Source organism: Variovorax sp. GW821-FHT10B04, from assembly GCF_059415645.1.
The window spans coordinates 586,962-610,884 of record NZ_JBWKNQ010000001.1 but is presented as its reverse complement, the minus strand read 5'-3'; the positions used below and the strand labels follow the sequence as shown (position 1 = coordinate 610,884).

Below are 23,923 nucleotides of genomic sequence, written 5' to 3'. Positions count from 1 at the left end.
ATGCCCTCCCGCCGCGCTGCCATCGCGACAATCGGGAGGCGGATGCACGCGCATCCGGCAACAACAACCAAGGGATTTTTATGGCGAACGTGATCAACGTCGTGGGACGCACCAACCTGGCCAGCCAGATCTATGAGCACCTGCGCGAGCAGTTGATGTCGGCGACCTTCCAGCCGGGGCAGCGGCTCAAGATCCGGGAGCTCGCAAAGACCATGGGCACCAGCGAGACGCCGGTGCGCGAGGCGCTGATCCAGCTGGTGCGCGACCGTGCGCTGGAGATGAAGGAAGGCTACTTCATCCGCGTGCGGCGGCTGTCGCTGGCCGAGTACATCGAGCTGCGCGACATCCGCCTGGCGCTCGAGCCGCTCGCCGCCGAACGCGCGGTGCCCCACCTCGACGCGGCCGCCATCAGGCAGCTGACCGAGAGCCACCGGCTGCTCATGCGCGCGGAAAAGACCAAGGACTACCGCGCCGCGCTGCAGCACAACTTCGACTTCCATTTCGGCATCTACCGGCGCTCCGGCATGCCGCAATTGACCGAACTGCTCGACCGCATCTGGGTGCAGGTCGGGCCGATGCTGAACTTCCTCTATCCCGCCGGCCATCCCACGTATGACGCCGAGCACCAGCACGTGAACGTGCTGCGCGGTCTCCAGCAGCGCGACGCGACGGTGTTGCGCACGGCGATCGAGCAGGACCTGATCGAAGGCGGCCGCGCCTTCGTGCGCGTGCTGGAGGAGATCGAGGCCAACCCGACGCGCGCGGACGAGCTGCTCGCCCTGCGCAACCAATCCCTCCAAGCCGAAAGCCCTGCCTGATGATGGACCACACCAGCGACCCGAACGCGGCGCGCTACGTACTCGACCCGAAGCGCACCGACCTCGCCCGCGAGTTCCGCGACTGCATCCGCGGGCCGCACAGCGAAGAACTCAAGAAGCTCATGCATCGCATGCGCTGGGGCGCCTTTCCGGGGCGCTACCTGCTGGTGATGGTGGAGCCGGGCCGCCGGTGGGCGCTGGCGCAGATGCCGCAGGAGCGCGGCCAGAAGGTCAAGGTGTTCCACGACGTGATGTTCGATTCGCTCGAAGCCGCCGAATGGCATGTGTTCAAGCTGCGCTGGAAGGTCCTGACCGGCGTCGAACTGAATCTGGACTGATCGAGCGGACAACCTGAAGACCATGAGCGCAACCATCGAAACCAATGCCGTCGTCGGCTATCCCGACACCCTCAGCGTGCGCGCCGGAGAGCGCATCCGCTTTCATCTCAGCAGCGAGCAGCTGTCGCAGGTCGATGCCCGGTTCGTCCGCGTGCGTTGCGCCGACGCCGACGCCACCGGGCCCGGCATCAAGTACGACGAGCTGACATCGCCGATCGACGGCACGCACGACGTCGCCTTCCACGAGGCGCCTTGCGGCTCCAGCATGTCGACGCCGGTCGATGCGCGGCTCGCGCCGGCGCAGGCGTTTTCCTTCGGCTGCTACGTCTGGCCGACCCGCCTGCTGGACACGCCGCAGACCGTGCTCGCGCGCTGGAACGACGACAGCGGCAAGGGCTACGCGCTGCAGGTGACGCGCGAGGGCGTGACCTTGCGCGTGGGTGGCGCGGATGGCCCGATCGAGGTGAAGACCGGCGTGCCGCTGAACGAGCGCCGCTGGTACTGGATCCAGGGCGGGCTCGATCGCGCGAGCGGCGAGCTGGTCGTGCAGCAATGCCGGCTGGCGGAAGGCGTGCTGCCGGAGCAGCGGCACGAGCGCCGCCGCCATGCGCCGTCGGGCTGGCAGCTCGACTCGGGTGGGCCGTTGACGGTTGCCGCGCACCACGCATCGCTCGCCACGCTGCGCACCACCGCGCACTACGACGGCAAGATCGAGGCGCCGCGCATCGTCGAAGGGCTGCTGTCGATCGACGCGCTGCGCCGTATCGACGACCTGCCCCGCCCCGGCCTGGCGCCGGCCGAGGTGATCGCCTGCTGGGACTTCTCCGAAGGCATCGACGGCCTCGAGGTGACGGACCGGTCCGCCAATCGCCTGCACGGCACCTTGCGCCAACTGCCGTGCCGCGGCGTCACCGGCGTGCACTGGACCGGCGACGTGCACGACTGGCGGCTCGCGCCACGCGAATACGGCGCGATCCATTTCCACAGCGACGACATCTACGACTGCGGCTGGCCCGCCACGCTGACGCTCGACGTGCCGGCCGACTGGCGCTCGGGCGTCCACGCGCTGCGCCTGCGGCCGACTTCCGCCGAACATGCGGCGCGCGCCGAAACCTTCATCACCTTCTTCGTCACGCCCGCGATCGGCGCGCCGCGCGCACCGCTGGTGCTGCTGGCCGCGACCATGACCTACATGGCCTATGCCAACAGCGCGCTGCGGTTGCACTCCGTGCATTTCGAGGTGCTGACCGAGCGCCTGCTGATGCTGACGGGCGATGACGTCTACCTGCAGGAGCACCCGGAAGTCGGGCAGTCGACCTACGACCACCACATCGACGGCAGCGGCCGTGCATACAGCTCGTGGCTGCGGCCGGTGCTCAACATGCGCCCGCGCTCGCAGCCCGGCAACCTGGCCATCGACACCCACTTCATCGACTGGCTCGAAGAGAAGGGCATCGACTACGACCTGGTGACCGACGTCGAACTCGACCGCCAGGGCGTGGGCGCACTCGCCGGCTATCCGGTGCTCGCGACGCTGTCGCATCCCGAGTACTACAGCGAGGCCATGATGAACGGGATCATGGCCTACCAGAACGGCGGTGGCCGGCACCTGGCCCTGGGCGCCAACGGCTTCTACTGGCGCTGCGCCTTCCATCCGAAGGCGCCGGCGGCGGTCGAGGTCCGGCGTGGCATGGCGGGCACGCGCACCTGGGAATCGCAACCGGGCGAGGTGCACCTGGCCGGCACGGGCGAGCCGGGCGCGCTGTGGCGCCACAGCGGCTTCGCGCCCCAGAAGCTGATCGGCGTGGGCTTCGCCGCGATGGTCTACGACCACGCGGGCTACTACATGCTGACCCCCGGCAGCACCAACCCGCGCGTCGCCTTCGCGGTCGAAGGCATCCGTGCGGACGAGCGCATCGGCGACTTCGGCGTGCGCATCGGCGGCGCGGTCGGCATCGAGATCGACCGCTTCGACGTCGGGCTGGGCTCGCCGCCGCACGCGGTGATGCTCGCGACCTCGCACGGGCTCGGGCCGGGCGCGTTGCCCACGCCCGAGGAATACCGCACGACGGTGCACGGCCTCGACGGCGAGCAGAACGCGCTGGTGCGCGCCGACGTGGTGTTCTTCGAGACCGCCAAGGGCGGCGCGGTGTTCTCGACCGGCTCGATCTCGTATGTGCTGTCGCTGAGCCACAACGGCTACGACAACAACGTGAGCCGCCTCACCGAGAACGTGCTGCGGCGCTTTCTCGACCCGGTGCCTTTCGAGATGCCGGCATGAGCGGCGTGGCAGGTGTGACCATGGCGGTCCGCGAAGACTGGCAGCGCCACGATCGGCTCGCGTTGCCCGAGGCGCAGCTGCGGCAGGTCGCGCATGCGTTGCGCCGCGCCGTCATCGAACTCGTGCGCAAGCACGGCCAGGGCTATGTGCAGCAGGGGCTGGGCGCGGCGGAGATCTTCGCGAGCCTCTACTTCCACGAGGCACGCATCGACCCGGGCGACCCGCGCTGGGATGCGCGCGACCGCTGCATCCTGTCGACGGCTCACAACTCCGCGCTGTTCCATGCGGCGCTGGCGCTGCGCGGCATGATCCCCGTCGCCGCGCTCGACGGCTATGTGCAGGACGGCTCGCCGCTGGAGATCAACGTGTCGGAACGCCTCGGCCCGGTGGTCGAAGGCACCTTCGGTTCGCTCGGGCAGGGCCTGTCGGTCGCGGCCGGCATGGCGCTCGCGTCGCGCATCCGCGGAGTGCCGTATCGCGTGAACGTGGTGCTCGGCGACGGCGAACTGGAAGAGGGCCAGGTGTGGGAGGCCGCGATGTTCGCCGGCTCCACCGGGCTGCACAACCTCTGCGTGGTGCTGGACCTGAACTGGATGCAGGTCGAAGGCCATACCGACAGCGTGTTGCGGTTGAACCCCATCGCCGACAAATGGCGCGCCTTCAACTGGCAGGTGATCGAGGTCGACGGCCACGACATCGGCGCGCTGCTCGCCGCCTTTGCCCAGGCGCGCGGGCAGACCGAACGGCCGACCATGATCGTCGCGACCACCGTGCCGGGCAAGGGCGTGCGCGCACTCGAAGGCGTGATCAGCCACAACGCCAAGCTGCCGGCCGACGTGGCCGACGCCGCCTTGCACGAACTGGGAGCCACCGCATGAGCGCCGTCACCGCACTCGAAGTGAGCGACTTCACGCAGGGCGGCGCGCACACGCCTGCCGGCGCCGTCGCAGCCGTCCCGCGTTACTACGGCGAGGCCCTGCTCGAACTGGCGCGCGAGCGGCCCGAGATCGTCTGCCTGTCGGCCGACCTCACGGCGTCGACCGAGACCGACCTGTTCCGCGACGCCTTTCCGGACCGCTTCGTGATGCCCGGCATCGCCGAGGCCAACATGGTCGGGCTGGCGGGCGGCCTGGCGCGCAGCGGCCTGCAGGCCTGGGTCCACACCTTCTGCGTCTTCGCGACGCGACGCCCCTTCGACCAGGTCGCGATGCAGATCGCGTACCCGCGCTGCGACGTCAAGATCGTCGGCTTTCTGCCGGGGCTGTCGACCATCCTCGGCGTGAGCCACCAGGCGATCGACGACGTGGCCCTGATGCGCGCACTGCCGAACATGACGGTGATCGAACCCTCGGGTCCGGCGCAGGTGCCGGCCGCGGTGCGCGCCGCGGCGAACCACCGCGGGCCGGTGTACCTGCGCATGCTGCGCGCGCCGGAGGCGCTGCCGCCGGACACGCCCTGGGAACCGCTCGAGATCGGCCGCATCCAGCCGCTGGTCGAGGGGCGGGACGCGCTCATCGTCGCGAGCGGCCTGACGGTGGCGCCCGCCAGGCAGGCCTTGCAGTTGCTGAAGGCGCGCGGCATCGACGCCGGGCTGGCCAACGCCCACACGATCAAGCCGCTCGATGAGCGGTTCCTGCGCGAGCAGGCGCGCCGCCATCGGCTCATCGTCACCGTGGAGAACCACTCCGTCATCGGCGGCCTGGGCTCCGCCGTGGCCGAGGTCCTGGCGGAGGCCGGCAGCGGTACGCGGCTGCTCCGCCTGGGCGTGCGCGACTGCTTTGCCGAAGGCGCCTCGATGCCCTATCTGTTCGAACGCCACGGCCTTTCCGCGCCGCGCATCGCCGATGCGCTGCAGCAGGCCCTCGGAGACATCACGCCATGAAGATCACCGGCCAGACGAAGATCCTGTTCATGCTGGCCGACCCGGTCGGCCACGTGGTGGGCTCGCACATCCTCAACCAGCGCTTCCTGGCGGAGGGCTACGACGTCGCGGTGTCGCCGTTGCACGTGGCGCCCGGCGATCTCGCCACGGTGCTCGGGGCCGTGCGCCGCATGCGCAACGTCGCGGGCTTCGGCGTGACGATCCCGCACAAGATCGACGTGGTGCGCCTGCTGGACGACACGACCGAGCGCGCGGCCCGCGTCGGCTCGGTCAACTTCGTGCGGCGCGAGGCCGACGGCCGGCTGGTGGGCGACAACCTGGACGGCGCCGGTTTCGTCGATGGCTTGCAGCACAGCGGCATCACGCTGCGCGGGCGACGCGTGCTGCAGCTGGGCGCCGGTGGTGCCGGGCGCGCCGTCGCATTCGCGATCGCGCAAGCCGGTGCCGCCGCACTCGTCGTGCACAACCGCGACGAGGCCAAGGCCGCGTCCCTGGCGGCGGATGTGGCGAAGGCCTGCCCGGGCTGCGCCTGCGAGGCCGGGCCGAACGACCCGCGCGGCTTCGACGTCGTCGTCAACACGACGTCGCTGGGCATGCGCACGCAGGACCCGCTGCCGCTGCGGCTCGACGGGCTCTCGGCGCAGACGGACGTCGCCGAAATCATCATGTCGCCCGAGATCACGCCGCTGCTGGCCGCCGCACAGGCGCTCGGCTGCCGCATCGGGCTGGGCAAGTACATGCTCGAGGAGCAGTACAAGCTGGTCAAGGAACTGCTGCGGCTGTCCTGAGTCAGCCCGCGAGGGGCGGATAGTCGACGCCGTCGAGGCCCGGCACCACAACCTTCCGTGGGTCGTTGCCGCAGCCTTGCAGCTGGTCCGCGGCGTAGTCGGTCACGCAGCCTGCGAGCAGCTGCCGCGGGTCCTCGAGGATCACGCGCATGCGGGTGTTGAGCGCGCGCCAGTCATCCGGGTTGTCGATGGCGGGCATGTCGCTGACCTCGGTGGTGCCGGGCTGCAGCACGGGCCGGCCGCCACGGCTGGGCGCGAACTGCGGATAGCCCTCGTACATCATCGGCCCCAGGTCGCTCATGGCCCGTGTGGCCCACCAGAGCTGCCGCATCGGTGCCTCATGCAGCGCCACGGCCGCCAGGTCGACCGGCCGCGCGAAGGTGGGCGCCGGCGCATGCGGCGCGATGTACACCCGCTCCAGCGCCAGGGTGTGGTGCGAGGCGGCCAGGATCATGGCGCACACCGCGTTGGTGCTCCAGGTGACACCGGCGGTCGGCCGGCCCTGGCGGCCCACGATCAGCACCATCGCGTTGGCCCAGTCGATGCGATGCCGCTCGAACCACGCGATCACCCGATGCCCGGTGTCGAGGCCGACGAGGAAGAAGGTGGCGATCAGCACCTTGTTCATGGGCACCGTGGCGCCCACCGCGTCGCCCGTCGCCTCGAGGTAGTGCGTGCGCAGGTCGGCCGCGGTGAAGGTCTCGGGGTGCGCCAGCGCGCGTGCGATGTAGCGCTCGGTGAGCGTGCAGGCGTAGTGCACCATGTTCGCGATGGCTGTCTCGCGGCCCTGGTAGGCCGGAACGGCGATGTCGTCGCGCCACAGTGCCACGCCGTTGGCTTGCCGTGCGGCCACCGTGGCGTCCAGAAGGCGCTGCGCTTCGACGCGCCAGGGCGCGCCGTCCGCATCGCCCGGACCGAGTTCGCGCAGCCGGACCAGCGAGGCCAGCGCCGGTCCGAGATGCGACACGGCCGCGAGCTCCTTGAAGCCGCGCGTCGAGAGCCGGTAGCCCTCGACCTCGGGCGGCTTGCCGGCGCCGGGGAACAGGATGAAGTCGGCGGCGGTGGCGACGATCAGCGCGGCGTCGGGTGCCGCCTCGGCGGTGGCGCGCGTCATCTTCGCGCCGATGCTGTCGGCGCTGGCGGTGTAGGTCTCGAAGAGCCGCAGGAATTCAGGGCTCTGGAAATCGTCGGACGTCATGGCGTGACCACCGAGCCTTCCGCCGGCGCGCCGAGCCGGTACACCTTGCTCGGCGTGCGAAAGCGGATGTCCGCGCCCAGGCTGTTCGCCACCACCAGGTAGGCGACGCCCTGGTCCTCGAAGGCACAGGCGTCGGTGCCGCCGAGTGTCGGGAACGTCCGGCGCCGGGCCAGCCTGCCGTCGACGAAACCGTAGCCCACGGAGGTCAGCGACGTGATCGGCGCCTCGCGGCTGCCCAGCAGGAAGTTGATCTGGACCAGTTCGCCGCCTTCGGCATCCTCGCGCCAGACGAACTCGCGTCCGCCGGGGCCGCTCAGTGTCTGGTGCGCGGCGAAGCCGGTGCCGTCCCAGCGCAGCAGCACGGTGTCGTCGTGCAGGCAGGCGAAGGCGAGCCAGGCCTGGCCGCCGTGTTCGAAGAACTGGAAGGCGCGCCCGGTCTTGCCGTCGAGCAGCTGGAAGTCCTCGAAGCGCGTGCCGCTCCACAGCATGATCCGCGAGCGTGCGACGTGGTCGGCGTAGGCCAGGAAGCGTTGTTCGCCGATCTCGAAGAAGGCGAAGTTGTAGCCCCAGGCCGAGTCGATGACCTGGAATTCCACGAAGCGCTCGCCGTCCCATTCCAGGACGGCCGACTTGGCCGGATGCCGCGCCTCGTTGCCCTCCATCACCACGCCCTGCGCCAGCGCGAGGAAGTGCCGGTCGCCGATGGTGAAGTGCGTCCATTGCTTGGCCGCGAAGGTGGGCACGCGCTGGAACTCGGCGAACGCGCCGTCCTTCAGCTCGAAGATGACGGACACGACGTTGAGGTCGTACGGGCCCGTGCCCGACTTGAGGCTGGCGGTCGCGAGGAACGCGCGGTCGCCGATGGTGAAGAACTCCGCGTCCTCGCCGCCCGGCACCGGCAGGCGGGCGTGCGGCACGAAGCCTTCATCCTGCCACCGGTAGACCAGCGCATCGACGTTGCTGTCGCCGACCGTGATCATGGCCGGCTGGCCCGGCACGTCGACCGCGAGCTGCGGCACCACCAGGTAGCGCGTGCCCTGATGAACGAAGGTCTCCACGGCGCGCGCGCCGGAGGTGTCGAGGTCCTGGATGCATTTCATCTTCTTGCTCCTGGGTTCAGGTTCTGCTGCCTGTGCATCCGAACCTTAGCGCGTGCCTGCGGAAAGGGGTGAAAAACCGAAAAGCCGTGCCGGGTTGTCGACCAGGATGCGCTGGCGGGCCTGCGCGTCGGGCGCCCATTGCGCGAGCAGGTTCAGCAGCTCGCCGGTGTCGCGTCCGCCTTCCGGGATGTGCGGCCAGTCGCTGCCCCAGATGGTGCGGTCGGGCAGGGCGTCGATGATGGCGTGCGCCAGCGGCCGCAGCTTCTCGAAGTTGCCGTCCTTGGCCACGCGGTAGGGGCCTGACAGTTTGATCCAGCCGCGCCCTTCGGCCAGCACCTTCAGCATCCGGTCGAAGTCCTGCCGCGTGAGGCCGTCGCTTTCGAGCATGTAGCCCATGTGGTCGATGACGAAGTCGGCGTCGATGTCGCCGAGATGGGGAATCAGGTCGCGCACCACCCAACCCGGCGTATAGAACTGAAGGTGCCAGCCCAGCGCCTTCGTCGTGCGCACGCATCCCTGGATGTATCGCACCAGTTCGGCGGTCGGCAGGGCGGAGCGCAGGAACAGGTCGAGCCGCAATGCGCGCACGCCGCGGCGATGCATGTCGTGCAGCGCCGCTTCGGTGATGCCGTCGTCCACCATGGCCACGCCACGCGCGCGTTCGCCGGCGATGTCGAGTGCGTCGAGCATGCAGCGGTTGTCGGTGCCGTAGAAGCTGGGCTGCACGATCACGTAGCGCGCGAGGCCCAGCGATTCGCACATCGCGTCCAGCTTGGTGAGCGGGCCGTCCGGCAGCGTGTAGTGCGGATGGTCGACATGCGGGTAGGTGTCTTCGCTCTCGAACACGTGCACGTGTGCATCGCAGGCGCCTGCCGGCACATCGAAGGTCGGCCGTGCGAGCGTGTCGGCGGCGCGCATCGGCTTGGAGGTGAGGATGTCGGGCGAAGTCATTTCGGTTGGGTGCTTTCAAAGGAGGCGAGCGCCAGGCGGAAGCGCTCATGGGCCGCGGTGAGCAGCAGGTCGGTGTCGATGGCCGTCATGAGGAAGGGCGCCGCGCCGCGGTGCATCAGCTCGGCCGCATAGGTGGCGTCGGCGATGCCGCCGATGACGAGCGGCTTGCCCGTGCGCTGGCAGGCGGCCAGTGCCGCGTCGTGGGCCGCGCGCACGCGGGGATGCCGGAAGTCGCCCGGCGCGCCGAGTTCGGCGCTCAGGTCGTTGGTGCCGATGCCCACGATGTCGATGCCGGGCACCGCCGCGATGCGCTCGATGTTCTCGATGCCGAGCGGGCTCTCGATCAGCACCTTCACCGCGGTGGCCCGGTTCATGGCCACATTGAAATCGGCGACGGCCATCCGGCGGTAGCCCACGTGCGGCAGCGTGCCGATGGCGGAGCGGTGGCCCAGCGGCGGGAAGCGGCAGGCGGCCACGAGGTCTTCGGCCTGCGCCACGGTCTCGATACGCGGGGCGATGATGCCGCCCGCGCCGCCGTCGAGCACGCGTCCGATCACGCCGTACTCGCGCTCCGGCACGCGGACGAAGGACATGAGGCCGATGTCGAGCGCGGTGGCGCAGATCTGCACGGCGGCGTCGATCGGGATGCCGCTGTGCTCCAGGTCCACCCAGATCGCGTGGTGGCCGCTGGCCTTGGCGATGCGTGCGATGTCCGGCGTGCGCGACGAGCGCACGCCGAGCGCCGCCACCGGCAGGCGCTGGCGCAGGCGGCGCACGACGAGGTTGGTGGAATCGGCGTCGTCACCGATGCCGTCGGGGGTGGCCGTGGGTACGGCCGTTGCGCTGTCTTGCGCCATGCGGTGCTTCCTCTGTCTCGATGGTTGTGCAGGTTCGAGGGGATGCTAGAGAATGAGCGCCATATCCGGAAATACCAGATTCGGATGGCAATCGATACGCTGGAGATATCAATGGAACTTCGACACCTGCGTTACTTCGTCGCTGTCGCGGAAGAACTCAACTTCACCCGCGCCGCGGAGCGCCTCTACATGGCGCAGCCGCCGCTGAGCACGCAGATCCGCGCCCTCGAAGAGGAGCTGGGCGTGCAGCTCTTCGAACGCGACAAGCGGCGCGTGTACCTCACGCAGGCGGGGCGCCACTTCCTGGACCGGGCGCGCACCATCCTCGCGTCGGTACAGAGCGCCAAGGACGAGGTGCACAGCGCGGCCACCGGCGAGGTCGGCAAGCTCAACCTGGGCTTCACCGCGTCGTCGATGCTGACCTCCGCGCTGCCGTCGGCCATCCGCCAGTACCGCGGCAGCTTTCCGGCGGTCGAACTGCGGCTGCAGGAGATGCCTTCCATGCATCAGCTCGACGCCATCAACGCCCGCGAGCTCGACCTGGGCGTGCTGCGCAAGCCCAACGTGAGCATCCCGATGGGCGTGACGATCGAGGAGTGGTATTCGGCGCCGCTGGTCGCGGCGATGCCGCAGCAGCACGTGCTCACGCGCGGCAAGGGCATCCACGTCCGCGAGCTGCAGGACGTGCCGCTGATCGTCTATCCGCGCGACGCCGGCATCGGGCTCTACTGGAAAGTGCAGGAGCTGTGCGCCAAGGCGGGCTTTCGGCCCGCCGTGATGCACGAGACGCGCGAGGCCTCGACCATGATCGGGCTCGTCGCCGCGGGCTTCGGCGTGGCGATCGTGCCGGCCGACACGCAATGCATCCAGCTCGAAGGCGTGCTGTACAGCCGCATTCTCGACAAGGACGCCGTGTCGAGCCTCTACCTGGGTTACCGCGATGCGGATGCCAATCCGCATCTGGACAGTCTGCTGCGGCTGCTGCGCACCAGCCGGGCCGCGACCACCCGCTAGCAGTGGCGCGGGAGGCGGTGGCGATTCAGTCGCGTCGCCGGCTGCGCGCGACCCAGGCGAGTGCCGCGGCGGCAATCAGCGCCGGAATGGCGGCCAGCGCGAACAGCCAGCCCCACGGCAACTGGGCGCCGACCAGGAGACCACCGAACAGCGGTCCGACGATGGAGCCGACGCGGCCCACCGACATCGAAAGGCCGACGCCGGTGGCGCGCACGCTGGCCGGGTAGTAGTCCACGCACAGTGCAGGAATGTTCATCTGCCCGCCGATGACCAGCAGTCCGATCGCGAACACCAGGCAGAACGCGGCGATCTCGCTGCCGACGACATGGAAGCCGAAGAACGGAACCAGCGCGGCGCCCAGTGCCAGGCACAGCGCCACGGGGGCGAAAGGGCTGCGCCGTGCCACCACGAACGACATCGCGAAGGCTCCCGCCACACCGCCCACGTTGAGCATCACGCCGGCCAGCGCCGAGCGCTGCGGGCTCATGCCGTTCATCGCCAGCACGCTGGGCGTCCAGCTCAGGAGGAAGTAGCTGACCAGCAGGATCATGAACGCCGCCGTGGCGATCAGCACGGTGCCGACGGCGCGCCCGTCGGCGAAGAGTTCGGCCAGCGGACGGCGGACAGGCACGGTGTCGGTGGCCGCCGCATCGCGGTCGGGTTCCGTCATGGCATAGACCAAAGGCAGCAGGGCGAGCGCAAGGATGCCGCCGCCGATGAAGATGCCGTGCCAGCCCAGCGTCTGCATCAGTGCCGCCGTGATGGCGCCGCCGACCACCGCACCGATCGGAAAGCCCAGGAACATGCGCGACACCGTGGCGCTGCGGCGCGCAGGATGCGCATGCTCGGCCGTCAGCGCGGAAATGGTCGGGATCGCGCCGCCGAGGCCGATGCCCGAGAGAAAGCGCCACAGCATGAGCTGTTCCGGTGTCGACGAGGTCGCGCTCAGCAGGATGAAGCCGCCCGCCACGAAGATGGACGCGAGCAGCAGCCTGCGACGGCCGAAGCGGTCGGCCGCCGCGCCCACGACGAGGGCGCCGACCACCGCGCCCGCGAAGCTCGCCGCGAACACCTTGCCGAACGCGCCTGCGGGCATGCCCCAGTCCTTCGAGATCAGCGGTGCGACGAAGGAAAGCATCAGCGTGTCGTAGCCGTCGATGAGCGCGACCAGGAAGCACACGAAGATCGAGAAGCGGCCGGCGTGCGAAGTGGCCTGTGCGGTGGATCGGGATGGGCGATTCGCCCGTTCAAGGGGGAGCGACGTCATGTTCTATGTCTCCTTCGGTGGTTTCGGCTTTGTCCCACCCGGCCCGTGATGGGCCATGCCGTGGGAGCGCCGAGTCCGGCCGATGCTAAGAGTCATCGAACATATCCAGAAATACATTTCCGGAATGCTTGGCGGTATCTTTGGCGTATGGAGCGCGGCGTTCAGGCTGTGCCCGGCTCGGGCCGTCCAGGCTGCCCGGGCCGCCGCACCTGCCGCTGCGCCCGCCGCTTGCGCCACCAGATCACGACCCCCGTGACGCTGAGCATCGCCACCAGCAGCCCCACCGCCGACACGAGGATGCGGCCCGCCATGCCGGCGATGCGGCCCGAATGCAGCGGAAACTGCAGCTGCACGAAGACGTCGGCCCCGGTCCCCTGCCATGGCACGCGGTCGCCGATCAGGCGACCGTCGAGGCCGTCGTAATAGAGGCTCTTGACGGCCATGCCGCCGCTGTCGTGGTCGGCGCCCTGCTGGAAGAAGCGGATGCCGAGCACGGCGAAATCGTCGCTGTAGAACGCGTCGCCCGCGGGCTCCTGCCAGCCGCGCACGGCCGCTTCGGCCCGGCCCATGTCGATCAGCTGTTGCCAGCCGATGCGTGCTTCGATCGGCCGCTCGCGCGGCGCCGGCGTGCGGCTCTCGAATGGGCCGGGCGTGGTCTGCGAGACCAATGACATCGCCGGATAGAACAGCTCGCGGTAGAGGTTCAGCGAGAAGGAGGTGAAGGCGAGGATCAGCAGCATGCCCCAGACCCACAGGCCGCCCGCGCGGTGCAGGTCGAAGTTGAGCCTGTAGCCGCCGGCATGCAGCCGCAGCATCCAGGCCGGGCGCCAGCGCGACCACCAGCCCTTGGACTTGCCATTCCGTGGCGCCTTGCGCGGCAAGGTCAGCAGGAAGGCGATGAAGGTGTCGACCAGCCAGACCAGCGCCACGGCGCCCATCAGCCACACGCCCCACTTGTCGTTGCCGCGCCATTCCGGCAGGTGCAGCGTGTAGTGCAGCTTGTAGAGAAAGGACATGAGGTGCTCGCCGTCGACCGCGACCTTTCCCCATTGCCGCCGGCCGACGATCTCGCCGGTGACGGGGTCGATGAAGACATGGTCGTGCCCCAGCGCGTAGCGCCGGCCCGTGGCGGGGTCGATGCGTGCGTCGACCCATACCTGCAGCGTGTGGCCGGGTTCGCTCGTCAGCGGGAAGAGGCTGACGCGCACGCGCGGATCGGCGTGTTCGATGCGTTCGACCAATGTGAGCGGCGGCAGCGCCGCACCCTGGCTGCGCGTCTCGAACAGATGCGGATTGAGCCATTCATCGAGTTCGTGGTCCCACGAGATCACCGCACCGGTGAGGCCCGAGACGATCAGGAAGCCCGCGACGAAAAGACCCATCCAGCGATGGAGGACGACGTAGGTCGAACGCATGCCTGGCTCAGTACTTCCAGTTCACCGCCACCATCGCGTTGCGTGGTGCGCCATAGAAGCCCTGGTCGAGATAGCGCCGCGACGTGAGGTACTTCTTGTCGGTGACGTTGTTCAGGTTGAAGGTGAGGAAGACCTTGTCGCCGAGGTCGTAGCGGGCCATGAGGTTGAGCAGCGCGTAGGCCGGCTGACGGATGGTCACCGTGGGGAACGCGCCGGCCTGGTTGCTCGTCTCGGAGCGCCAGTTGAGGTTGGCGCCCACCTGCAGCGCGTCGATGCCCGGCACGCGGTAGGTGGCCGACACGCGGAAGATCTGGCGTGGCGTCTGCAGGCGCGTGGCCATGCCCTCGTTGTCCTTGAGCGACAGCCGGGTATAGCCGGCGGTCATCTGCAGGCGTGGATGCACCTGGCCCGCGATTTCGAACTCCACGCCCTGCGACTTCACGTCGGTGCCCTCGTAGATCGCGAGCAGCCCCTGTTCGCCGATGTAGTTCGCCAGGTTCTTCTGCTCGGTCTTGAAGACACTGGCCGAGCCCTGCAGCCGCTTGTCGAACAGCTCGGTCTTCAGTCCGGCCTCGGCACTGTTTCCGCGCACCGGGCTCAGCTGCTTCAGGCTGGCGTCGATCTCGCTTTGCGGATTGAAGATCTTCGTGAGGCTCGCGTAGCCCGACAGCGCCGCGTTGATGTCGTACACCACACCGGCATAAGGCGCGATCTCGAAGTCGGACTTCAGCCGCGAGGTGCCGTAGTTGCTGCCGCTCGACTGGGCGCGGGTGGCATTCGCGCCGACGATCAGCTTGAGGTCGTCCGCCAGGTTGAGCCGCGCGGCGGCGTACATGCTGCGTTGCTTGTCGACGAAGTCGGCGCGGCCGCCTTCGTTCGTGAAGGAGGGCGCGGGCGTGCTGCCGTCCCAGGTGTCGAGCGAAGGCAGGGTGACGTCGGCCGAGGTCAGGGTGTGGCCCTTGGCGCGCGAGATCGACAGGTTGGCCCCGAACACCAGCGTGTGGCGCCGGCCGCCGAGCGTGAAGGGGCCCGAGGCGCGCACGTCCATCAGGTCCTGGCGTTCGGTCGCTTCGTAGTCGACCGGCGTGCCGGACAGGCCCAGCCCGGTGACACGGTCGGGCAGCCCGTACACGTAGAAGTAGCGGTTGGACCAGTCGATCGCACGGTGCGTGTAGACCGCGCGCGCCTCCCAGTCGCTGTCGAAGCGGTGCGTGGCCTCGACGAAGGTGGTCTGCGTGCCGATGTCCCAGTGGCTCCAGTCGGAGGTGGTGCTGGTCGAGCGGTCGTAGTCGGTCAGCGTGCCGTCGCTGTAGACCAGCGGAAGCCCGCCCCAGATCTGCCCCTTGGCCTTGCTCTTCTGGTAGGTGATGCCCGCCGCCAGCGTGGTGCGGTCGCCGACATCGGCTTCGATCACGCCATAGAAGGTGTTCTTGGCATGGCTGTAGCGGTCGAGGTAGGAGTCCTTGTCCTGTGCGGCGGCGACGAAGCGGCCCCGCACCGTGCCTTCCTTGTCGAGTGCGCCCGAGACGTCGGCCTCCAGGCGCTTGCTGTTCCAGCTGCCGTAGGTGGCGGCGGCCGAGGCCATGAAGTCGGCGGTCGGGCGCTTGCGCACGAGGTTCACCGTGGCCGACGGGTTGCCGGTGTTCGACATCAGCCCGTTGGCACCGCGAATCACTTCCACGCGGTCGTAGATGGCGGTCTCGAGGTCGCCACCCATCAGGCCGTGCGTGAAGGGGATGCCGACGCCGTCGTCCTGGAAGGTCGTGATGTTGAAGCCGCGTGCGGAGTAGTACGTGCGTTCGGTCTCGACTTTCTCCACCACCACGCCGGGTGTGGCGTCGAGCACGTCGTTCACGTTGTTCAGCTGGAAGTCGTCCATCTGCTGGCGCGTCACGACCGACACCGATTGCGGCGTCTCGCGCAGCGACAGGTTCAGCCCGGTCGCGCCCTTGCTCTGCCGGTAGGCGTACGAAGGGCTGCGCTCGCTGGGTGGCGCGCCAGGCCCCTCGGCGCTGACCTCGACCGTCGCGAGCGTGGTTCCGCCGCCGGCCGTGGCGCCGCCGGGAGCGGCGCTGCGCAGCACGTAGCCGCCGGTGCCCAGCGGTACCGCCTGCCACGGGCTGCGTGCCAGCAGCAGCGCAAAGGCCTCGGCCAGCGTGTGCTCGCCGCGCAGGCCGTCGGTGCGCAGGCCATCGGTCTGGTCGGCCGTGAAGCTCAGCATCACGCCGGCCTGGCTGGCCAGGCGGCGCAGCGCAGGTGCCAGCGGACCGGCGGGAACATCGTATTGCTGCCGCGCCACGGCGTGTGCCGGCGCGGTGTCCTGTGCCAGCGCGGCCGGCGTGAGGCTCCATCCCAGCGCAAGGCTGGCGACCAGCGCAGCGGCGTGGGCGACGGGGCTGCGCGCGGATGGCCGACGCATCGGCGCGAACTGGCGCTTGCGCGCATGGGCGATGGATTTCTGGATTCTGTTGGGCATGGTTTCCCCTCCGGTGACGACTAAAAAAAGAAGCTCCTGGAGGTAAGTGCCGCGAGAAACGGAATCGGGCAGAAAAAAAGCGATGCGCCTCGAAAAAAACCGCGCCACATCCTGGGGTGGCCTGGCGCGCACCCGGTTGGCGCCGCTAGCGTGCGGCTTCGATCGTGACCCAGTAGCGGGTGCGCTGGCGCACCTGCACCGGCAGCACATTGGGCAGGGCGTCGAGGATGCGGTCGGTGTTTTCCAGCGGGAACACGCCGGAGATGCGCAGGTCGGCCACGGCCGGGTCGCACCGCAGCATGCCGGGGCGGTGGCGTGCCAGGTCGGCAATGAAGTCGCCCAGCCGGGTCTCGTCGGCGATCAGCTGTCCGCGCGTCCATGCCAGCAGGGTGGTCTCGTCCGCGGCGGTGCGCGGCTCGATGTGGTTGCCGTCGAAGACCGCCTGCTCACCGGCGCGCAGGGTCTGGCGCGCGGCCAGGGGCGCTGAGGGCGCGATTTCGACCGCGCCGTCGAACACGGCCACGAGGGTCTGGCGTTCGGACTGCCGCACGGTGAACCGGGTGCCGAGCGCGCGGATGGTGCCGTGCGACACCTGCACGGAGAAAGGCCGGTCGGCACCTTCGCCGTGGCCGGTCGACACGAGCACCTCGCCGGCGACCAGCCGGACGACACGTTGCCGGGCATCGAAGAGGACGTCGACCGCGCTGCCACCGTCCAGCAGCAGACGGGTGCCGTCGCCCAGCGCAACGGCGCGCCGTTCGCCGGTCGCAGTGCGGTGGTCGGCCATCCACTGCTGGCCGACGGACGTGCGCGAGACCATCGCACCGGCGCCGATCAGGGCACCCAGACCGAGTACCGACCGGATCACGGTGCGGCGTCCTGCCGGCACCGGTTTGGTCAGCGTCGACAGGCTCTGCCGGGCGGCCTCGGGCTGCAGGCGCCTGAAGCGTGTCGTCACGGCCTCGATGTGCTGCCAGGCGCGCTCGTTGTCCGGATGCGCTTCGCGCCATTGCTGCCAGCGCCGCTTCGCGTGCGCGTCGGCTTCGCCGGACATCAGCAGCGTCAGCCATTCGGCAGCCTCGTCCGCCGTGTGCTCGGGCAGCGGAAGGCCGCCGGCCATCGGTGCGGGCTGCAAGGGGTCGGACGCGCCGATGGCGGAGGTGGGCATCGCCGGCGGCTCAGTGGCTCAGCGCAAAGAGGCACTGGCGGTTGGCGCGTGTCAGGTACTGCTTGACCGAACTCGCGGAAACCTTCAGCCGCTCGGCGATCTGTGCGTACGTCAGTCCTTCGAGATGCGCCAGCAGAAAGGCCTCGCGCACCGGCGGTGGAAGGCCGTCGAGCGCCCGATCGACTTCCTGCAGCGCCTCGAGGGTCAGCAGGCGTTCTTCGGGAGAGGGCGAGAGGGCCTGGGGCTGGGCCGCCAGCGCTTCGAGGTAGGCCGTCTCCAGCAGTTGCCGCCGGTGGCGATGCGCGATCAGGCGCGCGGCCACGGTGGCCAGAAAGGGTCGCGGCTCGCGGATCTCGCCCACATGGCGGCCGGCGATCACGCTCACGAAGGTGTCCTGCGTGAGGTCGGCGGCGTCGAAGGCGTTTCCGAGACGGCGACGCAGCCAGCCGTGGAGCCAGCTCCGGTGCTCGACGTAGAGCGCATGCACCTCGGGTGGCGCAGCGGACCCGGCAGCCAACATGAAAGAACCTCCGACAGGCACGCGGCCCTCGACGCAGACTTGATGAGAATGGTTCTTATTGTAGGGTGACGTTTCCGTCGGCCGGGCGGCGGCACGCGGGTGCGGGCTTGCAGGCCTATCCGCCGAACTGCCGCAACGTCGCATGCAGCGACTTCGCGAACCGCGGGTCCGTGACGGCGCCGACGTTGAATCGCGACCAGGGCGACGCCTCTGCCGAATCGATGCTGAAGACGCGTCCCGGCGCCAGGACGATCTTCTGCGGGAGCAGCGCCTGCGCGAGGGCCAGCGAGTCCGGAACGCCGGGCAGCGTCGCCCAGAGATAGAGCGATTGCAGGTTTCTCGCGAAGACCGTGGCGCCCACCGATTCGAAGAGCTTGTTCGCGTCGGCCGTCGCTTCCTCGAGCCGCGCACGCAGGCGCTTGAGGTGCCGCTGGTAGTGGCCTTCGCTCAGCATCACGTCGACGGTGCGTTCGCAGTACTCGGAGCTGCTCACATGGATGAGCGCCTTGAGGTCGGCAAGGTCGCTCGCCAGGTCGGCACCGCAGGCGATGAAGCCGACGCGCAAGGCGGCCGAGAACGATTTGGAGAAGCTCCCGATGTAGATCGTGCGCTCCAGCTGGTCCAGCGACGACAGCCTCGGCGAAGACATCGGCTTGAAGTCGGCCAGCGGGTCGTCCTCGACGATCAGCAGGTTGTACTTCTGCGCCAGCTGCAGCACGCGGAACGCCTTGGCCGCGGACAGGTCCGAGCCGGTCGGGTTGTGCGCCAGCGATTGCGTGAAGAACAGCCGCGGGCGCTGGGTGATGAGCAACTGCTCCAGCGCCTCCAGGTCGGGCCCGTCCGCGAGCCGCGGCACGCCGAACACTTCGGCGCTGGCCAGCTTCAGCTTGCCGAACAGCGGGTAGTAGCCGGGGTCGTCGACCAGCACCTTGCCGCCCGGCGGCACGAAGTAGCGGATCACGATGTCCATCGCCTCGTTGGCGCCGTGCGTCAACACGATCTGGCGCGGCTCGGCGCCGATGCCGAAGTCCGCCAGCTTGCGCACCAGGTGCTCGCGCAGCGGCGCATAGCCGAAGCGGCTGCCATAGCGGAACAGTGCGCCGAGGCCGGTGCGCACGACCTTCTGCTGGTACTTGTCCAGCCGCACGTCGGCCAGCCATTCCACGGGCGGGAAGCCGTCGCCCACGGCCAGCATGTCGGGCTCGGTCTTGAGCTGCTCGCGCATGAGCCAGACGATGTCCATGGCCCGCCCGAGCCGGCCCGCCTCTTCGTCGGTTCGCCTGGGCGCGGCGCGGTTGACGACGAAGTAGCCCGATCCGCGGCGTGGCTCCAGCAGCCCGCGCGACACCAGCAGCTCGAAGGCGGCGACGACCGTGTTCTTCGAATACCTGTGCAGTTCGGCAAGCTCCCTGAGCGACGGAAGCTTGTCGCCGGCCTTGAATGCGCCGTCGGCGATCTGGCGTTCGATGGCATCGGCCAGCGTGACCGGCAGCGAGGTGGCGCGGCCCTTCGCGGGCGATTTTCCGGGGGTGGCTGTCATGAGATTCATGATGACACAGCCATTGAAAAAAGAAGAGGCAACTTCACTGTCCCTTGAAACTGTACCTTTGATGTTGGGTACAGAAAAACTACATTGGCCGCCATGTCGTCGTATCCCAAGGAACATTGATGGTCGTTGATTCCCGCCTTCCCAACTTTCGCGCGCTGACGCCAGCGCAACGCTTCGAACATGTCGCACGCATCGCCGGGTTGTCCGACGACGACGTGGCGCTCGTGTCGCAGCCGGGCGCGCTCAGCGTCGATCGCGCCAACGGCATGATCGAGAACGTGATCGGAACCTTCGAGCTGCCTTTCGGCATCGCGGGCAACTTCCAGGTCAATGGGCGCGACGTGCTGGTGCCGATGGTGGTGGAAGAGCCGTCGGTCGTCGCCGCCGCTTCGTTCATGGCGAAGCTCGCACGCGAATCCGGCGGCTTCGAGACCTCGAGCACCGGGCCGCTGATGCGTGCGCAGGTGCAGGTGCTCGGCATCACCGATCCGTATGGCGCACGGCAGGCATTGCTGCGGCAGCGCGACCAGATCCTCGAAGTGGCCAACAGCCGCGACAAGGTGCTGATCGGCCTGGGCGGCGGCTGCCGCGACATCGAGATCCATGTGTTTCCCGACACGCCGCGTGGCGCCATGATCGTCATGCACCTGATCGTCGACGTGCGCGACGCCATGGGCGCCAACACCGTCAACACGATGGCCGAGGCCGTCTCTCCACTGGTGGAGAAGCTCACCGGCGGCACGGTGCGGCTGCGCATCCTGTCGAACCTGGCCGATCTGCGGCTGGCGCGTGCCCGCGTGCGCTACACCCCCGAGACGCTCAAGACCAAGGAGCGCAGCGGTGAGGAGATCATCGAAGGCATCCTCGACGCGTACACCTTCGCCGCCGTCGACCCCTACCGTGCCGCGACGCACAACAAGGGGATCATGAACGGCATCGACCCGGTGATCGTCGCGACCGGCAACGACTGGCGTGCCGTGGAAGCCGGCGCGCATGCCTATGCCTGCCGCAGCGGCCGCTACACCTCGCTCACGACCTGGGAAAAGGACACGACCGGTGCCCTGGTCGGCACGATCGAGATGCCGATGCCGGTGGGCCTGGTCGGCGGTGCCACGAAGACGCATCCGCTGGCGCGCCTGGCGCTGAAGATCATGGCCGTCGAGTCGGCCCAGGAGCTGGGCGAAGTCACCGTGGCGGTCGGCCTGGCGCAGAACGTCGGCGCGCTGCGCGCCCTGGCGACCGAAGGCATCCAGCGCGGCCACATGGCCCTGCATGCGCGCAACATCGCGCTGGTGGCCGGTGCCACCGGCGACGAGATCGACATCGTCGCCAAGCGCATGGCCGGCGAGCACGACGTGCGCACGGACCGCGCCGTGGCACTGCTCGCCGAACTGCGCAGCAAGTAGCCCACGGGCCGCGGCTGCCGCGACCGCCGTCCCTCGCGCCGGGTGTCGAAGACCCCGGGGCGGGGCGGCGGTTCGGCCGCATCCGGCGCGGTGCGGCACATCAACATGAGGAGACAGCAATGAAGGACAGCCGAGCGCCCCACAGGTGGCAACTGGTTGAGGTATGGGGCGACACGGTCGACCTGAAGCATCTGGCCTGGGCCATCGTCATCGGCATCGTGATCAGCCTCGCCGGCTACACCGCTGCGAGCCGGCTCCTGGCGGCCAGCGTGGCGACGCCCGAGCTGGCGAAGGCCTACGCGATGCTGGCCGGCCTGGCCGGCTGCCTGATCTCGGGCGTCCTCTGCGCGGTGCTGTTCAAGCCCAAGCGCGAGGTCATCGAAGGCCGCAGCGCCGACCCGGCATGGCGCCAGGAAGTGCTCGACAGGCTGGTCGAACAGACCGGGCCGCTGGGCTCGGTGGCGGACCTGCCGCCCGCGGTCGTGAAGGAAATGAAGGAGCTGGAGATCTACGAGCTCTTCGCCAGCTACAGGCCGGGTGGCGGCGATGCGGTCCACGCCGCGCCAGAGACAACAAGGAACGCATGATGGACGCCAATCTCCTGAATCAGATACTGGTCGCCGCCGGCATGGGGCTGATCGGTGCGGTGGTCTTCGCCGCGATCGGCCTGGTGTCGGGCACCGACGAAACCACGACGCTGGCGCCGCTGACCCTGCTGGTCGTGCTGCTCGGCGTTCCCGTGGCGGGCGTCTTCACCTTCTTCCTGGCCGGTGCGGTGGCCAAGCACATGACCCATGCGATTCCCACGGCCTTGCTGGGCATCCCGGGCGATACGCTGGCGACGCCCCTCATGCAGGACGCCAACGTGCTGCGCAACCTGGGCGTGCCGCACATCGCGCTGCGCAAGATGCTGTCGGGTGCCATCGTCGCCGCCTTCATCGCGGTGCCGCTGGCGGTGCTGTTCGCGGTCCTGCTCGCGCCGTTCGGTCCGGCCATCACGAAGGCCGCGCCGTGGATCTTCGTGGCGGCTGCGGTGCTGATCGCCTATTTCTCGGGTGGACGCTGGGCGTCGGTCGCGACGCTCGTGCCCTTTGTGGTGGTCATCATCGCGCTGCAGACATTGACGGCGAAGTACAACGTCAAGCTGAGCATCAGCTACTTCCTGGGCATCGCGATCGGTCCGCTGGTGGCCGACCTGTTCTCGGTGATTTCGCCGGCCGACCGCGGCCGCATGAAGCGCGACAGCGTGCGCACCTTCCAGCTCGCACCCGACGCGAAGGGATGGACGGGCTACTTCCCCAATCCGTTCAAGGTGCTCGACAGGAGCCAGACGAAGTGGACGCTGGCGACGGCCGGCATCTCGAGCGCGACCTTCGTCTTCAGCCCGGTCGCGATGACCGTGGTGCTCGGCGAACTGGTGGGCTCGCGCATCAGGCACGCGTACCACCGCCTGACCACGGTGCTTGCCGCACGCAACGGCGTGACCGAGGCCACCTACATCGCCGAGGCGCTGATCCCGTTGATCGCCTTCGGCCTGCCGTTGAGCCCGGTGGCCGCGGGGCCGGCCGCGCCGCTCTTCAATGCACCGCCGCGCTTCACGGTCGACGCCGCCACCGGCCAGACCCACAACCTGCACAACCTCATGAACAACTGGGAGTTCCTGGGTTACGGCATGTTGTCGGTGCTGCTCGCCGCACTGGTGTCCTATCCCTTCGCGATGAACTTCGCGCGCCGGGCGGCGCTCTTCGTCTCGCGCAAGGTCAGCCACGAGGCCATCATCGCCACCTTCGTCGGCCTGATCATCGTGATCAGCGTGTGGGAAGGGCAGTTCCTCGGGCTGCTGGTGATCCTCACCATGGGCCTGATGGGCGGGCTGCTGTTGCGCACCATCGGCTTCAACGCGGGCGTCCAGTTCATGGGCTACTACACCGCGGTGCTCACCGTGCCGGCGATCGTCAAGCTGGTCGGCTGACGAGCAGCACGCACACGAGGAACCTGTCATGAACGAACGCGTGAAGATCGTGGAAGTCGGGCCGCGAGACGGCCTGCAGAACGAGAAGCAGTCGATCGACGTCGACACCAAGGTCGGCCTGATCGAGCGGCTGGTCGCCGCCGGGCTCAAGCACATCGAGGCGGCGTCCTTCGTCTCGCCGAAGTGGGTGCCGCAGATGGCCGGCAGCGCCGACGTGATGCGGCGCGTGCCGGCCGCGCCGGACGTGCACTACAGCGTGCTGACGCCCAACCTCATCGGCCTGCAGGCCGCCATCGACGCGGGCTGCAAGGAGGTCGCGGTCTTCGGTGCGGCGTCCGAGTCGTTTTCGCAGCGCAACATCAACTGCTCGATCCGCGAAAGCCTGGAGCGCTTTCGTTCCGTGACCGAGCTCGCGATGAGCGAAGGCGTGAAGGTCCGCGGCTATGTGTCCTGCGTGCTGGGCTGCCCGTATGAAGGGCCGGTCGCGCCCGGCAAGGTGGCGGAAGTCGCCGAACTGCTCAGCGAGATGGGCTGCTACGAGATATCGCTGGGCGACACCATCGGCCGCGGCAACCCGCTGACCACCGCCCGCATGCTCGAGGCCTGCCTGAAGCGGCTGCCGGTGTCGCAACTGGCGGGGCATTACCACGACACCTACGGCATGGCGGCGGCGAACGTGGCCGCCTCGCTGGCGCTGGGCGTGCGGACCTTCGACACCTCGGTGTCCGGGCTGGGTGGCTGCCCCTACGCCGCAGGCGCATCGGGCAACCTGGCCACCGAAGACCTGGTCTACCTGCTGCAGGGCATGGAGTTCGAGACCGGCGTGGACATCGACAAGCTGGTCGCCGCGGGCAGCTTCATCAATGCCGCATTGGGCCGCGCGTCGAACTCGCGCGTGGCGCGCGCGATGACGGCCTGAGGAC

21 protein-coding genes are annotated in these 23,923 nt (G+C 68.9%); 11 read left to right on the top strand and 10 right to left on the bottom strand.

The features are described from left to right. Positions 1 to 80 precede the first annotated feature (80 nt). Genes AC07PZ_RS02895 through AC07PZ_RS02870 form a run of 6 tightly spaced genes read left to right on the top strand, consistent with a single transcriptional unit; the run spans position 81 to position 6,107 of the window. Entirely contained in the window at positions 81 to 818 is a 738-nt protein-coding gene (locus AC07PZ_RS02895; RefSeq protein WP_495293501.1) for a GntR family transcriptional regulator, read from the top strand. Next, complete coding sequence (locus tag AC07PZ_RS02890; protein WP_495293500.1) at positions 818 to 1,156, top strand: N,N-dimethylformamidase alpha subunit family protein; 339 nt, start codon at positions 818 to 820, stop codon at positions 1,154 to 1,156. The genes AC07PZ_RS02895 and AC07PZ_RS02890 overlap by 1 nt, the downstream gene beginning before the upstream one ends. A gap of 22 nt (positions 1,157 to 1,178) precedes the next feature. Then, a complete protein-coding gene (locus AC07PZ_RS02885) occupies positions 1,179 to 3,437 on the top strand; it encodes a N,N-dimethylformamidase beta subunit family domain-containing protein (protein ID WP_495293499.1) in 2,259 nt (752 codons plus the stop codon). Then, positions 3,434 to 4,315 carry a transketolase gene (locus tag AC07PZ_RS02880; RefSeq protein WP_495293498.1) on the top strand — a complete coding sequence of 294 codons (882 nt, stop codon included), beginning with the start codon at positions 3,434 to 3,436 and terminating at the stop codon, positions 4,313 to 4,315. Before AC07PZ_RS02885 ends, AC07PZ_RS02880 begins: the two co-directional genes overlap by 4 nt. Continuing rightward, a complete protein-coding gene (locus AC07PZ_RS02875; protein WP_495293497.1) occupies positions 4,312 to 5,319 on the top strand; it encodes a transketolase family protein in 1,008 nt (335 codons plus the stop codon). Before AC07PZ_RS02880 ends, AC07PZ_RS02875 begins: the two co-directional genes overlap by 4 nt. Next, the gene (locus AC07PZ_RS02870) at positions 5,316 to 6,107 is read left to right on the top strand and encodes a shikimate dehydrogenase family protein (RefSeq protein WP_495293496.1); all 792 of its coding nucleotides are present in this window, start codon (positions 5,316 to 5,318) and stop codon (positions 6,105 to 6,107) included. The genes AC07PZ_RS02875 and AC07PZ_RS02870 overlap by 4 nt, the downstream gene beginning before the upstream one ends. A 1-nt stretch (position 6,108) precedes the next feature. On the opposite strand, the gene AC07PZ_RS02865 is transcribed toward AC07PZ_RS02870, so the two are convergent. From AC07PZ_RS02865 to AC07PZ_RS02850, 4 genes are read right to left on the bottom strand one after another with little or no spacing between them, the layout of a single operon-like run. Further along, positions 6,109 to 7,305, bottom strand: a complete 1,197-nt coding sequence (locus tag AC07PZ_RS02865) for a DUF5624 domain-containing protein (protein ID WP_495293495.1) — start codon at positions 7,303 to 7,305, stop codon at positions 6,109 to 6,111. After that, entirely contained in the window at positions 7,302 to 8,405 is a 1,104-nt protein-coding gene (locus tag AC07PZ_RS02860; protein ID WP_495293494.1) for a hypothetical protein, read from the bottom strand. The genes AC07PZ_RS02865 and AC07PZ_RS02860 overlap by 4 nt, the downstream gene beginning before the upstream one ends. Before the next feature lie 45 nt (positions 8,406 to 8,450). Next, positions 8,451 to 9,356, bottom strand: coding sequence for an amidohydrolase family protein (locus AC07PZ_RS02855; protein ID WP_495293493.1), 906 nt, complete (start codon positions 9,354 to 9,356; stop codon positions 8,451 to 8,453). Next, a complete protein-coding gene (locus tag AC07PZ_RS02850; protein ID WP_495293492.1) occupies positions 9,353 to 10,213 on the bottom strand; it encodes an HpcH/HpaI aldolase family protein in 861 nt (286 codons plus the stop codon). The genes AC07PZ_RS02855 and AC07PZ_RS02850 overlap by 4 nt, the downstream gene beginning before the upstream one ends. 111 nt (positions 10,214 to 10,324) lie before the next feature. On the opposite strand from AC07PZ_RS02850, the gene AC07PZ_RS02845 reads away from it, so the two are divergent. After that, entirely contained in the window at positions 10,325 to 11,227 is a 903-nt protein-coding gene (locus tag AC07PZ_RS02845; RefSeq protein WP_495293491.1) for a LysR substrate-binding domain-containing protein, read from the top strand. A gap of 25 nt (positions 11,228 to 11,252) precedes the next feature. Here the strand turns inward: AC07PZ_RS02845 and AC07PZ_RS02840 are convergent, their stop codons facing one another. From AC07PZ_RS02840 to AC07PZ_RS02815, 6 genes are all read right to left on the bottom strand, one after another. Then, positions 11,253 to 12,494 (bottom strand): MFS transporter, encoded by a 1,242-nt coding sequence (locus AC07PZ_RS02840; protein ID WP_495293490.1) that lies wholly within the window; start codon positions 12,492 to 12,494, stop codon positions 11,253 to 11,255. 161 nt (positions 12,495 to 12,655) lie between these two features. Next, positions 12,656 to 13,909 (bottom strand): PepSY-associated TM helix domain-containing protein, encoded by a 1,254-nt coding sequence (locus AC07PZ_RS02835; RefSeq protein WP_495293489.1) that lies wholly within the window; start codon positions 13,907 to 13,909, stop codon positions 12,656 to 12,658. 7 nt (positions 13,910 to 13,916) lie between these two features. After that, positions 13,917 to 16,385 carry a TonB-dependent siderophore receptor gene (locus AC07PZ_RS02830; protein ID WP_495293488.1) on the bottom strand — a complete coding sequence of 823 codons (2,469 nt, stop codon included), beginning with the start codon at positions 16,383 to 16,385 and terminating at the stop codon, positions 13,917 to 13,919. 145 nt (positions 16,386 to 16,530) lie between these two features. Beyond that, positions 16,531 to 17,553, bottom strand: a complete 1,023-nt coding sequence (locus AC07PZ_RS02825; protein ID WP_495293487.1) for a FecR domain-containing protein — start codon at positions 17,551 to 17,553, stop codon at positions 16,531 to 16,533. Between the two features lie 10 nt (positions 17,554 to 17,563). Further along, positions 17,564 to 18,073 (bottom strand): sigma-70 family RNA polymerase sigma factor, encoded by a 510-nt coding sequence (locus AC07PZ_RS02820; protein WP_495293486.1) that lies wholly within the window; start codon positions 18,071 to 18,073, stop codon positions 17,564 to 17,566. Between the two features lie 115 nt (positions 18,074 to 18,188). Further along, positions 18,189 to 19,613, bottom strand: a complete 1,425-nt coding sequence (locus AC07PZ_RS02815; protein ID WP_495293485.1) for an aminotransferase-like domain-containing protein — start codon at positions 19,611 to 19,613, stop codon at positions 18,189 to 18,191. Between the two features lie 128 nt (positions 19,614 to 19,741). Here AC07PZ_RS02815 and AC07PZ_RS02810 point away from each other — a divergent pair, with 128 nt between their 5' ends. The 4 genes from AC07PZ_RS02810 (at position 19,742) to AC07PZ_RS02795 (ending at position 23,919) form a co-directional block, all read left to right on the top strand. Then, positions 19,742 to 21,028, top strand: a complete 1,287-nt coding sequence (locus AC07PZ_RS02810; protein WP_495293484.1) for a hydroxymethylglutaryl-CoA reductase, degradative — start codon at positions 19,742 to 19,744, stop codon at positions 21,026 to 21,028. 119 nt (positions 21,029 to 21,147) lie between these two features. Then, positions 21,148 to 21,615, top strand: a complete 468-nt coding sequence (locus AC07PZ_RS02805; RefSeq protein ID WP_495293483.1) for a hypothetical protein — start codon at positions 21,148 to 21,150, stop codon at positions 21,613 to 21,615. Next, positions 21,612 to 23,000 carry a tripartite tricarboxylate transporter permease gene (locus tag AC07PZ_RS02800; protein WP_495293482.1) on the top strand — a complete coding sequence of 463 codons (1,389 nt, stop codon included), beginning with the start codon at positions 21,612 to 21,614 and terminating at the stop codon, positions 22,998 to 23,000. The genes AC07PZ_RS02805 and AC07PZ_RS02800 overlap by 4 nt, the downstream gene beginning before the upstream one ends. 28 nt (positions 23,001 to 23,028) lie before the next feature. Beyond that, positions 23,029 to 23,919: a hydroxymethylglutaryl-CoA lyase gene (locus AC07PZ_RS02795; protein WP_495293481.1), complete on the top strand. Its 891-nt coding sequence runs from the start codon at positions 23,029 to 23,031 to the stop codon at positions 23,917 to 23,919. Positions 23,920 to 23,923 lie beyond the last annotated feature (4 nt).